This window comes from Streptomyces sp. NBC_01408 (genome assembly GCF_026340255.1).
Classification (GTDB): domain Bacteria; phylum Actinomycetota; class Actinomycetes; order Streptomycetales; family Streptomycetaceae; genus Streptomyces.
Genome location: NZ_JAPEPJ010000001.1, coordinates 1,312,703 through 1,326,666 on the forward strand (window position 1 = coordinate 1,312,703; position 13,964 = coordinate 1,326,666).

Here is a 13,964-nt window from a genome sequence, read left to right on the forward strand (position 1 = left end):
CTTGGGCGGCGGCAGAGGCAGGCTGGGCGGCGTGGGACGTGTGGGCGGCATGCGCGGCGCGGGCGGCGCGGGCGCTGTGCGCGGCGCGCGAGGCGTAGGTGCTGTGGGCGGTGTAGGTGCTGTGGGCGGCGTGGACTGCGATGTGCTGGTGGTCGGCGGCGGGATCGTCGGCCTGTCGACGGCGCATGCCCTGTCACGCCTCGCCCCGGGCACCCGGGTGGTCGTCCTGGAGAAGGAGCCGGGCCCGGCCCGGCACCAGACGGGCCGCAACAGCGGGGTGATCCACAGCGGGATCTACTACCGCCCCGGATCGCTGAAGGCGCGCTTCGCGGTGCGCGGGGCCGCCGAGATGGTCAAGTTCTGCGCGGAGCACGGGATCGCGCACGAGGTGACGGGCAAGCTGATCGTCGCCACGGAGCGCGAGGAGCTGCCGCGGCTGCACGCCCTGGTCCAGCGCGGCCGGGAGAACGGCATTCCGGTGCGCGAGCTGGGCCCGGCTCAGATCGCCGAGTACGAGCCGGAGGTCCGCGGCCTGGCCGCGATCCACGTCGGCACCACCGGAATCGTGGACTACGGCCGGGTGAGCGCCCAGCTGGCGGAGTCCTCGGGCGCGGAGATCGTCTACGGCGGCGCGGTGGACCTGATCTCGCGGCGCCCCTCGGCGGTGGCGGTCCGCACCACCTCCGGCCTGGTCGTGAAGGCCCGGGTACTGGTGAACTGCGCGGGCCTGCAGTGCGACCGGATCGCCCGGCTGGCCGGGGACGACCCGGGCATGCGGATCATCCCCTTCCGGGGCGAGTACTACGACCTGGCCCGGCCCGAGCTGGTCCGGGGGCTGGTGTACCCGGTGCCCGACCCGGCGTTCCCCTTCCTCGGGGTGCACCTGACCCGTGGCATCGCGGGCGGCGTCCACGTGGGCCCCAACGCCGTGCCCGCCCTGGCCCGCGAGGGCTACGCCTGGTCCACCGTCCGCCCGCGCGACATCGGCTCCGAGCTGGCCTGGCCGGGCTCCTGGCGGATGGCCGCGAAGCACTGGCGGTACGGGGCGGGCGAGATCCACCGCTCCCTGTCGAAGCAGGCCTTCGCCCGGGCCGTACGCCGCCTCCTGCCCGCCGTCACCGCGGCGGACCTGCGCCCCGCCGCGGCCGGGGTCCGGGCCCAGGCCGTGCTGCGCGACGGCACCCTGGTGGACGACTTCCTGATCCGGGACGCCCCGCGCACGGTCCACGTCCTCAACGCCCCGTCCCCGGCCGCGACCGCCTCGCTCCCGATCGGCCGCGAGATCGCTGCCCGCGTCCTGCGCACCCTCGGCTCGGCCTGAGCCGAGCCCTCGGAATCAGCCCCGCCGGCGATCGAGGCACGGGGTCCGGGGCGGAGCCCCGGGGCGGCCGGCAGGCCGCTGCCTCGAGGCGCGCCCCGTCGTAGAATCGGCACATTGTGTCTGAGTCCCTGAACCCCCAGTCCCCCAGCCTCCCGGACGCCGCGCCGGAGGCGAACTCGTACGTGCCGCCCAAGTGGCGCACCGAGCCCCGGTTCCCCGACGGGCCCTCGCCGGATCCGGCCGGGTCGCACCACGAGCGGCGGATCCGGAGCTTCCAGCCCCGGCGCAGCCGGGTCACCACCGGCCAGGGCGAGGCCCTGAAGCGTCTGTGGGGCACCTGGGGCCTGGACATCGACGGCCACGAGGTCATCGACCTCAAGGCGCTCTTCGACGGCCTCCCCGTCGTGCTGGAGATCGGCTTCGGCATGGGCGAGGCCACCGCGCAGATGGCCGCCGCCGACCCGGGCACGGGCATCCTCGCGGCCGACGTGCACACCCCCGGCCAGGGCAACCTCCTCGCCCTCGCCGAGCGGGGCGGGATGACCAACGTCCGCGTGGCCAACGGCGACGCGATCATCCTGCTGCGCGAGATGCTGCCGCCGGACTCGCTGGCCGGGATCCGCGTGTACTTCCCGGACCCGTGGCCCAAGGCCCGCCACCACAAGCGCCGGCTGATCCAGCCCGAGTTCCTCACCCTGGCCGCCACCCGCCTGGCACCCGGCGCCGTCCTGCACTGCGCGACCGACTGGGAGCCGTACGCCGAGCAGATGCTCGAAGTGCTCACCGCCCACCCGGACTTCGAGAACACGCAACCCGACGGCGGCTACTCCCCGCGCCCCGACTTCCGGCCGCTGACCCGCTTCGAGGGCCAGGGACTCGACAAGGGCCACCTCGTACACGACTTGCTCTTCCGTCGCGTGGAGAACTGACAACGTCACCGCGCGTGTCAGACCCGCTCGGTAGGGTCATCATGTGTTCCGAGCGCTCCCTGGTGTGCTCGCACGTCCGTCGGGCACGGTCCGCACGCGCGTGCTCGTCGTCCTGCTCGCCGTGCTGGCCGTATCGGGCCTGTGGATCCTCGAACTCGTGCGGGAACAGACCGGCACCCCAGGCTTCTTCGTCGGCCTCGGTCTGGCCCTGCTGCCGGTGCCGCCCCTCATGGCGGCCTTCCGGTGGCTGGGCCGGGCCGTGCCCTCCCCCTGGGCGCTGCTGCTCTTCTGCTTCGGCTGGGGGGCCTGCACCGCGGCGCTGATCGCCATACTGGCCAACAGCTTCGCCACCGAGTGGATAGCCGCGGCCACCGCCGATCCCTCCGACGCCGACCAGCTCGGCTCGGTGGCGATCGCCCCGGTGGTCGAGGAGAGCGCCAAGGCGGCCGCGCTGCTCCTGGTGTTCGCGTTCCGAAGACGCCGGTTCACCGGCCCCGCCGACGGTTTCGTGCTGGCCGGCTTCACCGCCACCGGCTTCGCCTTCACCGAGAACATCCTCTACCTCGGCAACGCCTTCGGCGAGGACCTGGCGGAGGGCACCGGCGTACTGGACTCGGTGACGGCCGCGACCTTCTTCGTACGGGTCGTCGTGTCGCCCTTCGCGCACCCGCTGTTCACGGTGCTCACCGGACTGGGCCTCGGCGCGGCCGCGCTCAGCGCGCGCCGTTCGCGCAGAGTCGGGCTGCCGCTGCTCGGCCTGGCGCTGGCCATGGGTCTGCACGCGCTGTGGAACAGCTCCTCGCGGCTCGGGGAGCACGGCTTCTACGTGGTCTACGGCTCCGTGATGGTCCCGGTGTTCGGGCTGCTGGTGTACGCGGCCGTGCGGATACGGCGCGGCCGGCTGCGGGCCGTCGCGGCGGAGCTCGCGGTGTACGCGGCCGCGGGCTGGTTCACCCGGGCCGAGGTACCGGCCCTGGCGTCGATGCCGGCCCGGTCACTGGCCCGCGCCCTGGCGCGGCGCAGCGGGGGCCGGGCGGCGGGCCGGGCGGTCAGCCTGTACGCGGCGGACGCGGCCGCGCTGGCGCTGCTACGGCACCGGGCTCGCCGGGGCGGTGCGGCCTGGGAGCCGGACTTCGTGGGGCGGGAACGGGAGTTGCTGCACCGGCTCTGGCCGCGCAGGGCCACGGCGGCGCCCGCGCTGGCCCGGGCGGCGGTCATGGAGGAGCTGCTGCCGCCGTGGTTCGACCCCTTGGAGCGCGGGCGGCCGGGCAAGGGCCCTGACCTGGCCGGCGAGGCCGCACGGGCCGGCGTACCGGCGCCCAGGCGCGCGGACCCCTGGACGGCAGACCCCGCCCGGACCGATCACGCATGGGCGGACCCCGCGCGTACGGATCCCGGGCTGGCGGATCCCGGGCGGGCGGATCCCGGGCGGGCTGGGTCCGCACTGACAGACCCCGGGCGGGCGGACCCCGCACGCACGGACCACCCCGGCGGCGCGGGACCCCGGGCGATCAGGACCTAGGGAGTGTCGTCAAAGTGGCGTCGGCCGCCCGTAGACAGCCAGACGCCACTTTGACGACACGACCTAGACGTTCAGACCCTTGGAGTTCAGCCATGCCAGCGGGTCCACCGTCGAACCGCCCTTGCGTACTTCCAGGTGGAGATGGGGGCCGGTGACGTTGCCCGTGGCGCCGACGCGGCCGATGGTGTCGCCCGCGGCGACGGAACCGGAGGTCACCGACATGGAGGAGAGGTGGCAGTACCAGATCTCCGTGCCGTCCTCGAGCTCCAGCACGATCCGGTAGCCGTACGCCCCGGACCAGCCCGCCGAGGTGATCTTCCCGGCGCCCACGGCCTTGACCGGGGTGCCGGTCGGGGCGGCGAAGTCGAGGCCGGTGTGGTGGCCCGAGGACCACATGGAGCCGGCCTGGCCGTAGTACGAGGTGAGGGTGTAGGCGGAGGTGGGCAGGGAGTAGGAGCCGGCCAGTTTGGCGAGGCGCTCCTGCTCGGCCTTGGCCTTGGCGGCCTCCTCCGCCGCCTTGGCCTCCTGCGCGGCCTTCTCCTCGGCCTTCGCCGCGGCCGCCGCGGTCGCCTCGGCCTCCTTGCGCGCCGCCTCCAGCTTGTCCTTGGCCTCCTGGGCCGCGGCCTCCTGGGCGACCCGCTCGGCCTCCGCCCGGATCTGGGCCTCGGCGGCGTCCTGCTGGGACTCGGCCTGCTGGAGGATGCGGTTGCGCAGGACCTCCCCGGCGTCGGCGTCCCGGTCGGCCTGCTTCGGGATGATCCCGGTGCGCGCGGCCGCCGCTCCGCCGTCGTCCGCGTGCCGCGCGCTGCCGTCGCCGCCGAGCAGCTCGGGGAGTTCGGAGAGTTCGGGCATGTCCGGCAGGGAGGGCATGGAGATCGCGACCTGGGGCCGGTCCTGCGCGGTGGCGATGCCGCCCGCTCCGACCGCCGCGATGACGCCCACGCCGAGGACGGTGGAGCTGCGGGCGAGTCCCCCGCGCGGCTTGGGCACCCGGTGCTTGCCGCGGACCGGCCGGACCGAATCCTCGGTGGGGTTCCACTCGCCCCAGGCGCCCGCCGTGGGCGGCTCCTGGATGTCGGTGCCTTCAGGGCCAGGCAAGTTGGAGGCCACCGGGGCACACTCCTCATTGACGCGCACGCGCAGGGCGCCGTCTCTTACGACGGCTGGGACGACCGCGCTGCGTTATCAAAAGGTAATAGACGAAGGGGAGTGATTCCAAGCTGTTGCGCTTGATCGTTCCCACCAATCGGCCACTCCCTGACTGGCTTTGGCCTGGCCTTTTCGTAATGAACAGGGTTCAAGCCGGGCAAAACCCAAGCGCAACCCCTACCTCTTCAGCCACACCCGAAAAATGACGAACCGTCATTTACCTTGCGGAACGCTCCCTTTCGGTCACTCGCTGTCACTCCCTTTCGCCTCGGCGTACGACCGGCACCGTGCGCCGCCGCTCCGGCTGCCCCTCCCCGGGCCTGCCGACCGCGAGCAGCGCCATGTCGTCCGTCGCCCCGCCGCCCGTGTGCCGGCGCACATCGCTGCTGAGCGCATTGAGCAGCGCGTCCGGCCCCGGGAAGACCCGCCCGCGCAGCCGGTCCGCCGGATCGTAGAAGGCTCCGGCCCGGTCCCGGGCCTCGGTCAGGCCGTCCGTGTACAGCAGCAGGGTGGCGCCGGCCGGGAACCGCCACTCCTCGGCCCGGTCCGGCCAGGCCCCCAGCTCGCCCATGCCCAGCGGCAGCGCGGGCTCCGCCGGGGCGAGGACCGCCAGCCGCCCGTCCCCGTGCAGCAGCAGCGGCTCGGGGTGACCCCGGTTGAGCAGCCGCAGCACCCCCGTACCCGGCGGAATCTCCCCGAGGACGCACGTCGTGAACCCCTCCACCGCGTCCAGGCTGTCGCGCCGCATGCCCTCCCGGGCCAGGGCACGCTCCAGCCGCCGCGCTACGCACTCCAGCGTCGGCTCGGTCTCCGCCGCCTCCCGGAAGGCCCCGAGGACCACGGCGACGGCCTCGACCGCCCCCAGCCCCTTGCCCCGTACGTCCCCCACGGCCAGCCGCACGCCGTACGGGGTGTCCTGGACGGCGTACAGGTCCCCGCCGATGAAGGCGTCGGCCTGCGCGGCCTCGTACCAGGCGGAGACGTGCAGCCCCGCGATCCGCTCCGCCGGGGTCGGCAGTACGGCCCGCTGCGCGGCCTCGGCGATCCCGCGCGCCGAGGCCAGCCGCTCGCCGCTGCGCCGGACCACCCGGTTGATCAGGAGGGCCAGCCCGGAGACCGTCAGGACGGTGACCAGCTCGGTCAGCGCCTCCACCTTCCAGGTGCTGCCGCTCAGGGCGTGCAGGAGGACCACGACGAGCGCGGCGAGGGCGCCGGTCAGGGCCGTGGCCAGGAGGCTGGCCAGTGGGGCGGCGATCAGCGGGGCCGCCGAGAAGAAGGGTGATCCGGTGAAGCTCGGCGGGGTCATGAGGTCGAAGGCCAGCCCGAGGACGATCAGTACGCCGGGCAGCACCCGGACCACCTGCCGGGCCGCACCGTTGCCGACGCCACCGCCACCGCTGGCGCTGACGTTGACGCTGTCCCTGGCGCTGACGCCGCCGCTGCCGTTGTCGCCGACGTCGTCGGCCGGTTCGCCGTTGTCCCGCTGGCCCAGCCCCACCACGCTGCTCTCCTGCCGCCCGGTCCCTCGCACGGGTGCGGGCCGACGCCGCCTCGCCCCCCAAGGCTGGCGGCGGCCCGGCCGCACGGCGAGCCGGCGGAGGCCGAGCGGGTGAGGGGTGCAGAGGGTGCAGGGGGAAACGACGAAGGCCCGGTTCTCCGAAAAGGAGAACCGGGCCTTCGTACTGAGTAGCGGGGGCAGGATTTGAACCTACGACCTCTGGGTTATGAGCCCAGCGAGCTACCGAGCTGCTCCACCCCGCGTCGGTAAACACAACTCTACGCCATCCGGGGGGAGCCCTCCGCCAATTAGCCTCCACACCCTCCCCCAGACCACCATCACCGCAGGTCAGAGCCGTGCAAACTACTCTGAAGCCCGGTTCCGGCGGCCGTTCCGGCCAGGCGCTACGGCCCCACGCCGCCCCCGCCAACACGCCTGGCGCCGACGCCGAGTTCGCCCTGACCCCGGCCGAACCGGTGGCCCTGTCCGGGGAACACGACTGAGCGCCCCATCTGGCCGAAACCGGATGGGGCGCTCAGGGCCAGGCCGAGGACATCGCCTCGGCCTGTGAGCTGTAGGCCATGTCGGACTCGAACCGACAACCAACGGATTAAAAGTCCGCTGCTCTGCCAATTGAGCTAATGGCCCTCCACGTGCTCACCCCAGAGCATAGCCGCAGAGCGCCCGTCAGCCGATCGGGTATCGAGTGACCGGCCTGTCGTGGTGAGTTCGGGACGGCCGACGCATCTCGGCCAGCGCGGCGCCATGGCAAAGGGCCCGTACGACACGGGGTGTCGTACGGGCCCTTTCAGTCAGTCAGCCGGCCGGTAGGCCGGAGGCGGACCGTCAGCCGTTGCGCTTCCAGCGGGGCTTGTCGTCGCGACGGCCGCCGAAGGAGCCGGTGGAACCGGTGGAACCGGAGCCGGACGGGCGGTGGTCGTCGCGGCGGCCGTACGGACGGTCGCCGGCGCCGCCGGAGCGGAAGCCACCACCGGACGGACGGTCGTCACGACGGTCGCGGTTGAACGGACGGTCGCCGCCACCGGAGCGGAAGCCGCCGCCGGAGGTGCGGTCGTCACGGCTGTACGTGCCGTTGCCCGTGGCCGGACGGTCGCCACCGGAACGGAAGCCACCCGACGGACGGTCGTCGCGGCGGAAGCCACCACGGTCGCCACCACGGTCGTCACGGTTGAAGCCACCCGAGGGGCGGTCGCCACCGGAGCGGAAGCCACCACCGGACGGACGGTCGCCACCGGAACGGAAGCCACCCGACGGACGGTCGTCGCGGCGGAAGCCACCACGGTCGCCACCACGGTCATCGCGGTTGAAGCCACCCGAGGGGCGGTCGCCACCGGAGCGGAAGCCACCACCGGACGGACGGTCGCCACCGGAACGGAAGCCACCCGACGGACGGTCGTCGCGGCGGAAGCCACCACGGTCGCCACCACGGTCGTCACGGTTGAAGCCACCGGACGGACGGCCACCGCGGTCGCCGCGGTCGTCACGGCGGAAGCCGCCACGGTCGCCACCGCGGTTGTCGCGGTCACCACCGCGGTTGTCGCGACGCTCGAAGTTGCCCCGGTCGTCACGCTGGGCGCGCTGCTCCTCGCGGCGCTCCTGCGCGGCCAGTTCGGCGGCAGCGGCAGCGGCGGCAGCCGCGACCTCGGCCTCGGCGGCCTCGGCCACCTCGGCGACAGCGGCCTCCGGGTCCTCGCCACGCTCACGCGCGGAGCGGGCGACCAGACGGTCGGCCTCCTCGCGCAGCTCCACGGCACGGCGCGACAGGCGCTCCAGCTGCTTGGTCAGCTCGGCGACCTCGCGCTCGGCCTGCTTCGCGGCGTTGTTCGCGGAGTCGGCCTGGACCTCGGTCAGCGAACGGGCACCGGTGATCTCGGCGACCTCCGGCTCGAAGGCGCCGGCGCCCTGGACGATGTGGCGCGAGGCGTCGACGCCCGCGTCCTCCATCAGGCGGAAGATCTGACGACGCTGGTGCGGAAGCGCCAGCGAGACGACGACACCGGACTTGCCGGCGCGGGCGGTACGGCCCGAGCGGTGCAGGTAGTCCTTGTGGTCACCGGCCGGGTCCACGTTCAGGACCAGGTCGATGCCGTCGACGTGGATGCCGCGGGCGGCGACGTCGGTGGCGACGAGCGCGTTGACGTAACCGTCCTTGAAGTCCGCGAGGACGCGGGTACGGGCACCCTGCGTCATGCCGCCGTGCAGCGCGTCGGCCTTCACGCCGGCCTCGATGAGCTGCTCGGCGATGCGGTCGGCGCCCAGCTGGGTGCGGACGAAGATGATGGTGCGGCCCTTGCGGGCGGCGATGGCGGCCGTGACCGGCGCCTTGTCCTTCGGCTTCACGACGAGGACGTGGTGGGTCATGGTCGTGACGTTGCCCTGGGCGCTGTCGACCTCGTGCGTGACGGGGTTGGTCAGGTAGCGCTTGACCAGGGTGCCGATCTCGTTCTCCATGGTGGCGGAGAAGAGCATGCGCTGGCCGCCGCCGGGGATCTGGTCGAGCAGCTCGGTGACCTCGGGCAGGAAGCCCAGGTCCGCCATCTGGTCGGCCTCGTCGAGGACCGCGACCTGGACGTTCGCCAGGGAGCAGGCACCGCGGTTGATGATGTCGCGCAGACGGCCCGGGGTGGCGACGAGGACGTCGACACCGCGCTCCAGAGCGAAGATCTGGTTGCTCATGGAGGTACCGCCGCAGACGACCTTCATCTTCAGGCCGAGCACGTCGCCGTAGGGCTGGAGGGCGTCCGCGACCTGCATCGCGAGCTCACGCGTCGGCGTGAGGATGATGGCGCGGGGCTTCTTCTTCTCGGTGTGGCCGCCGGCCAGCGAGGCCAGGGTCGGCAGACCGAAGGAGAGGGTCTTGCCGGAGCCGGTGCGGCCACGGCCGAGGATGTCCTTGCCGGCCAGGGCGTCCGGGATGGTCGCGGCCTGGATCGGGAAGGGGGCGGTGACGCCGTTCTGCGCGAGCTTGCGCACGATGCCGTCGGGCAGACCGAGGTCGCCGAAGGTGATCGTGGGCTCGGCGTCAGCGTCAGCGTCGCCGTCGAAGTCGTTGTCGGTGTCGGTGTCGAGGGAGTCCTCGAGGGACTCGATGATCTCGTCCGTCTCGATGGCCTCGATCACGTCGTCGACCACAAGGGTCGGGACGGCGTCGACGATCTCGTTGGAGTCGTTCTCGGGCATGACGGAACGGTCAGAACTGGAAATGGACATGCGAAATGCGAAACCTTCCGGAGTCTCGGCACGCGCCCAAACTCCGTGAATTCGCAAATCGACCGCCTCAATGCGGTCAGCCACGGCTGGGGAGAGTACGCGCCACGCGGCGCTCTTCGGAGTCGGCGCCGGGCAATGGGATCAAACGATCTATAACCATACGCACCCTCCCCCGGGTCTGGCAAGTCACTCCGGCCAATACCGCTCTGACCTGCGAAGACTCCCGATCCCCGAGGGTCTGCGACGACCGGCGCGACCACACCCACGGCCCCGCGGAGGCCGACGGACTAGGGCTGCGGCGGCGGCTCGTGGGTGGTCGGCTGCGGCTCCGGAGACGACGGCTCCGGAGTGGGTTCCGTCACAGGCGGCGTCGGATCCGGAGGTGGCGGAGTCGGGCTGGACGGCTGCTGGCCGCCGGTTCCGGAGCCACCCGAGGCCCCGGAACCGCCCGCACCGCCCGAGCCGCCCGCACCGCCCTGGCCCCCGGATCCCCCGGAGCCGCCCCCGGGCGGCTGCTGGGGCCCCTGGCCGCCCGCCGCGCCGCCCGGCCCCGCCGACGGCGAGGGCGCCCCCGGGTGGCCGCTGGGCGCGCCCGGGCTGGGCGTGGCCCCGGTCGCCCCGGAGGCCTTGCCGTCCTCCTTGGGCTTGCCGTCCGGGTTCCCCGTACCGCCCTTCGCTCCGCGCCCGTTGCCGTGGACCCCCGAGCCCCGCCCGGAACCGGAACCTCCATCCGCTCCGGCCGTCGCCTTCTGGTCCGCCGACGAAGCGGGCCCCGGCTTGGCGGCGTCCTCGCCGACACTCATGCAGCCCGCCGTCGCCGCGACCGCGAGCGCGGTGACAGCGAGTCGGAGGGAAGCGGACAACTGGCGCACGGATGGCACCTCCGGAACCTGGAGACCTGGGGGACGAGCAGTCCGCATGAGCGGGTCAATGTGCCCAACTCCCCGTGACCCGTAAGGGACACGCCCCCGCGGAAACGGGCTCTCCGCGCGCCGACGCCCCGTCAGCCCAGCAGCCCGCGCGCCAGCAGCGACCCGAGGCGTACGGCGCCCAGCCCGACCAGCACCGACGCCGCCACGTTCGCCGCCGCGAGGAACGTCCGGCCGCGCTCGGCCAGCCGGAGCGTCTCGTACGAGAACGTCGAGTACGTGCTCAGCGCCCCGCACAGCCCGGCCCCCAGCAGCAGCTCCAGCCGCGCGGAGGCCGCCCCGGCCAGCACCGCGCCGGTCAGCGTCCCCAGCACCAGGCAGGCGGCCGCGTTGACCAGGAAGGTGCCCCAGGGGAAGAGCGAGTCGTGGCGCGCCTGCACCGCGCGGTCCGCCAGGTAGCGCAGGGGTGCCCCGACGGCCGCGCCCGCCACCACGAGCAGCCAGTTCACCGCCGCCCCCGGACCGCGAGGCGGGTCAGCGAGGCCGCCGCCCATACGGCGCCCAGCGCGGCGGCGGCCGTGAGCCCGGCGTACGCCAGGGCGGTCCCGGCCTCCCCGTCGTCCAGGAGCCGCGAGAGGTCCAGCGCGTAGGTGGAGAAGGTGGTGAAGCCGCCGAGCACCCCGACCCCGGCGAAGGGCCGCACCAGCGGATGGGTGGCCCGCCCGCCCGCGCTGATCAGCACCATCAGGACGCCGATCAGCGCGCAGCCGGCCACGTTGATCCAGAAGGTCGCCCACGGGAAGGCCCCGGGCCCGGCCGGCCACAGCAGGGAGATCCCGTAGCGCGCCGAGGCCCCGACCGCGCCGCCGGCCGCCACCGCGGTGAGCACCCGGCCCTGCGGCTCGGCCCGCTGGGCGGGCACGTGGAGGTCGACGTCCGGGTCGATCGCCTCGGCGGCGCCGCCGTGCGGCTCCGGGTCCGGCTCCGGGACCGGGACGGGTCCCGGAGGGATCATCCGTAGCCCAGTTCGTGCAGCCGGTCGTCGTCGATCCCGAAGTGGTGGGCGATCTCGTGCACCACGGTGACCTCCGTCTCCGCGACCACGCTCTCCCGGTCCTCGCACATCCGCAACGTCGGATTGCGGTAGATGGTGATCCGGTCGGGCAGCACCCCGGCGTACCACTCGCCGCGGTCCGTGAGCGGAGTCCCCTCGTACAGGCCGAGGAGCTCGGGGTCGTCGGCGGGCGGTTCGTCCTCGACGAACACCGCCACGTTGTCCATCAGCCGCGTCAGCTCCGGCGGGATGCGGTCCAGGGCCTCTGCGACGAGCTCTTCGAACTCCTCGCGCGTCATCTCCAGCACCCGGTCATTGTCGCTCCGGGGGAAACCGTTTTGGCGATAGCTCCCCGGATCCCATATGCTTCTCACGTCCCCGACGCGCTGAGAAGTGCCCGGCGGGCCTTTAGCCCTCATCGTCTAGTGGCCCAGGACGCCGCCCTTTCAAGGCGGTAGCACGGGTTCGAATCCCGTTGGGGGTACGCATTACCGTGTGCAAGACTTGGTCTCGCACACTGCCAGGTCCTGTGGAGCAGTTGGTTAGCTCGCCACCCTGTCAAGGTGGAGGTCGCGGGTTCAAGTCCCGTCAGGATCGCTGAAGCCGGAAACGGTTTCGTGGCTGGGTAGCTCAGTTGGTACGAGCGATCGCCTGAAAAGCGATAGGTCGCCGGTTCGACCCCGGCCCCAGCCACCATCAAGAAGGCCCCGTCCTGTGGACGGGGCCTTCTGTGGTTACTCCTCCGCCCCGGCCGCCCCGCCGGCCTCCGTGTTCCGGGCCTTGCGGCGCCACTGCACCAGGCCGACGGCCGACGCCGCCACCGCGACCAGCCCGAGCAGCGCCACGTCCGGAACCCCGTCCGCGAGGGAGCGCACCCGCTGCTCCACGGCGAACGAGTCGTCCACGTCCAGCAGCCCCGGCAGCGCGCTCGCCCCGTCGTAGACCAGGAACAGCACGCCCAGGGTGATGAAGAACAGCCCGGACAGCAGCGAGGTGGTGTGCAGCTCGAGGCGGCCCACCGTGAAGGCCCGGCCGCGCAGCCAGCGCCGCCGGCCCAGCCCGAACCGCTCCCACAGCAGGGCCAGCACGAACAGCGGTACGGCCATCCCCAGGGCGTAGACGGCCAGCAGCAGGCCGCCGTAGACCGGGCTGCCGCTGACCGCCGCCACCGTCAGGACGCTGCCCAGGATCGGGCCGGCGCAGAAGCCCGCCAGCCCGTAGACCGCGCCGAGCGCGTACACCGACAGGGCAGTCGTCGGCCGGATCCTGCCCGACAGCTCCGAGAGCCGCTTCGAGGCGAAGCCCAGGCCCAGGATCTGCGCGCAGCCGAGGACGATGATCAGCCAGCCGCCCGCCAGCACCAGCTCGTCGCGGTTGCTGTGGAAGAACCGCCCGGCGTACGACCCGGCCGCCCCGAGCGGTACGAGGGTGCTCGCGAGGCCGGCGTAGAAGATCCCGGTCCGTGCGAGCAGCCGCGAGGTGGAGTCGATCGAGTAGGCGAAGAAGGCGGGCAGCAGCAGTGCGCTGCACGGACTGAGCAGTGCGAGGAGTCCGCCCAGCAGGGCGGCCAGGTATCCGATCTCGCTCACTGCTTCGCCGCCGCCTTCGCCTGGGCGATGGCCGAGGCGAAGGCGCCGAACGGCTGGGCGCCGGCGATCGGCTTGCCGTTGACCAGGAAGGACGGGGTGGAGGTGACGCCGATGCGGTAGCCCTCCTCCTGGTCCTTCTTCAGGGCAGCCGCGGCCTGCTCGCCGGCCATGTCGGCCTTGAAGCGCTCCAGGTCGGGCACCCCTGCCTCTCGTGCGAGCTCGGCCAGGCGGGCCTCGCCGAAGCCCTTCTCCTTCGAGCCGTCGGCGTACGCGGCCGCGTGGAACTGCGCGAAGCGGTCCTGCTGCCCCGCCGCCCAGGCGGCCTTGGCGGCGGCCTCGGATTCGGCGCCGAAGATCGGGAAGTTGCGCCACTCGATGCGCAGGGTGCCCTCGTCCACGTACTTCTTCACCAGTTCGGGTTCGGTGTCCCGGGCGAACTTGCCGCAGTAACCGCACTTGAAGTCGGAGTACTCGATCAGCACGACGGGCGCGTCGGCGCGGCCGAGGGCGAGCTTGTCGCCGGATTCGCGGCGGGCCAGCGCCTTGAGTCCGGCGGCGGGGTCGTTCCGGGGCGCGGCCGAGGAGGAAGGGCCGCCGGAGCCACCGGAGCCCTTCTCGGCGGGGGCGGTGGCCTGCCAGGAGACGATGCCGAGGGTGACGGCGGCGAGGGCTACGCCGGCGGAGATGAGGAGCGGCTTGCGGGCGGAGGGCGAGGAAGAAGAAGAGGAGGAAGAAGAAGGGGAAGGGGACATGCGGGTGTGTTCTCCAGTGGATGCGGAGGGGCTGGGTGGACCGGTGGTGA

13 protein-coding genes and 5 tRNA genes are annotated in these 13,964 nt (G+C 73.0%); 7 read left to right on the forward strand and 11 right to left on the reverse strand.

The window, feature by feature from the left end; translation table 11 throughout:
- The first annotated feature begins 49 nt into the window (after window positions 1-49).
- The 3 genes from lhgO (at window position 50) to OG447_RS06120 (ending at window position 3,772) form a co-directional block, all read left to right on the forward strand.
- Window positions 50-1,321 carry an L-2-hydroxyglutarate oxidase gene (lhgO, locus tag OG447_RS06110; protein WP_266938772.1) on the forward strand — a complete coding sequence of 424 codons (1,272 nt, stop codon included), beginning with the start codon at window positions 50-52 and terminating at the stop codon, window positions 1,319-1,321.
- A 182-nt stretch (window positions 1,322-1,503) separates the two neighbouring features.
- A complete protein-coding gene (gene trmB, locus OG447_RS06115; RefSeq protein WP_266938773.1) occupies window positions 1,504-2,250 on the forward strand; it encodes a tRNA (guanosine(46)-N7)-methyltransferase TrmB in 747 nt (248 codons plus the stop codon).
- 64 nt (window positions 2,251-2,314) lie between these two features.
- Window positions 2,315-3,772, forward strand: coding sequence for a PrsW family intramembrane metalloprotease (locus OG447_RS06120; RefSeq protein WP_266938774.1), 1,458 nt, complete (start codon window positions 2,315-2,317; stop codon window positions 3,770-3,772).
- Window positions 3,773-3,835: 63 nt separating this feature from the next.
- On the opposite strand, the gene OG447_RS06125 is transcribed toward OG447_RS06120, so the two are convergent.
- The 3 genes from OG447_RS06125 to OG447_RS06135 all read right to left on the reverse strand — a co-directional run bounded on the left by OG447_RS06125 (window position 3,836) and on the right by OG447_RS06135 (window position 6,682).
- Complete coding sequence (locus tag OG447_RS06125; protein ID WP_266938775.1) at window positions 3,836-4,870, reverse strand: M23 family metallopeptidase; 1,035 nt, start codon at window positions 4,868-4,870, stop codon at window positions 3,836-3,838.
- A 304-nt stretch (window positions 4,871-5,174) separates the two neighbouring features.
- The gene (locus OG447_RS06130; protein ID WP_266938776.1) at window positions 5,175-6,281 is read right to left on the reverse strand and encodes a PP2C family protein-serine/threonine phosphatase; all 1,107 of its coding nucleotides are present in this window, start codon (window positions 6,279-6,281) and stop codon (window positions 5,175-5,177) included.
- A gap of 327 nt (window positions 6,282-6,608) precedes the next feature.
- Window positions 6,609-6,682 (reverse strand) — tRNA-Met (locus OG447_RS06135).
- A gap of 93 nt (window positions 6,683-6,775) precedes the next feature.
- On the opposite strand from OG447_RS06135, the gene OG447_RS06140 reads away from it, so the two are divergent.
- Window positions 6,776-6,922, forward strand: coding sequence for a hypothetical protein (locus OG447_RS06140; protein ID WP_266935379.1), 147 nt, complete (start codon window positions 6,776-6,778; stop codon window positions 6,920-6,922).
- A gap of 72 nt (window positions 6,923-6,994) precedes the next feature.
- Here the strand turns inward: OG447_RS06140 and OG447_RS06145 are convergent.
- The 6 genes from OG447_RS06145 to OG447_RS06170 all read right to left on the reverse strand — a co-directional run bounded on the left by OG447_RS06145 (window position 6,995) and on the right by OG447_RS06170 (window position 11,881).
- Window positions 6,995-7,067, reverse strand: a tRNA-Lys gene (locus tag OG447_RS06145).
- 198 nt (window positions 7,068-7,265) lie between these two features.
- Window positions 7,266-9,650 carry a DEAD/DEAH box helicase gene (locus OG447_RS06150; protein WP_266935381.1) on the reverse strand — a complete coding sequence of 795 codons (2,385 nt, stop codon included), beginning with the start codon at window positions 9,648-9,650 and terminating at the stop codon, window positions 7,266-7,268.
- 287 nt (window positions 9,651-9,937) lie between these two features.
- Entirely contained in the window at window positions 9,938-10,522 is a 585-nt protein-coding gene (locus OG447_RS06155) for a hypothetical protein (protein ID WP_266935383.1), read from the reverse strand.
- A 131-nt stretch (window positions 10,523-10,653) separates the two neighbouring features.
- Entirely contained in the window at window positions 10,654-11,028 is a 375-nt protein-coding gene (gene crcB, locus OG447_RS06160) for a fluoride efflux transporter CrcB (RefSeq protein WP_266935384.1), read from the reverse strand.
- Window positions 11,025-11,534, reverse strand: a complete 510-nt coding sequence (locus tag OG447_RS06165) for a CrcB family protein (RefSeq protein ID WP_266935386.1) — start codon at window positions 11,532-11,534, stop codon at window positions 11,025-11,027. Before OG447_RS06165 ends, crcB begins: the two co-directional genes overlap by 4 nt.
- Window positions 11,531-11,881: a metallopeptidase family protein gene (locus OG447_RS06170; protein ID WP_266935388.1), complete on the reverse strand. Its 351-nt coding sequence runs from the start codon at window positions 11,879-11,881 to the stop codon at window positions 11,531-11,533. Before OG447_RS06170 ends, OG447_RS06165 begins: the two co-directional genes overlap by 4 nt.
- Before the next feature lie 103 nt (window positions 11,882-11,984).
- Between OG447_RS06170 and OG447_RS06175 the strand changes: the two genes are divergently transcribed.
- From OG447_RS06175 to OG447_RS06185, 3 genes are all read left to right on the forward strand, one after another.
- Window positions 11,985-12,057 (forward strand) — tRNA-Glu (locus tag OG447_RS06175).
- Window positions 12,058-12,096: 39 nt separating this feature from the next.
- Window positions 12,097-12,170: transfer RNA gene (locus tag OG447_RS06180), tRNA-Asp, on the forward strand.
- A 22-nt stretch (window positions 12,171-12,192) separates the two neighbouring features.
- Window positions 12,193-12,269: transfer RNA gene (locus OG447_RS06185), tRNA-Phe, on the forward strand.
- A gap of 38 nt (window positions 12,270-12,307) precedes the next feature.
- On the opposite strand, the gene OG447_RS06190 is transcribed toward OG447_RS06185, so the two are convergent.
- Window positions 12,308-13,162: a cytochrome c biogenesis CcdA family protein gene (locus tag OG447_RS06190; RefSeq protein WP_266935389.1), complete on the reverse strand. Its 855-nt coding sequence runs from the start codon at window positions 13,160-13,162 to the stop codon at window positions 12,308-12,310.
- Complete coding sequence (locus OG447_RS06195; protein WP_266935391.1) at window positions 13,159-13,914, reverse strand: thioredoxin domain-containing protein; 756 nt, start codon at window positions 13,912-13,914, stop codon at window positions 13,159-13,161. The genes OG447_RS06190 and OG447_RS06195 overlap by 4 nt, the downstream gene beginning before the upstream one ends.
- Window positions 13,915-13,964 lie beyond the last annotated feature (50 nt).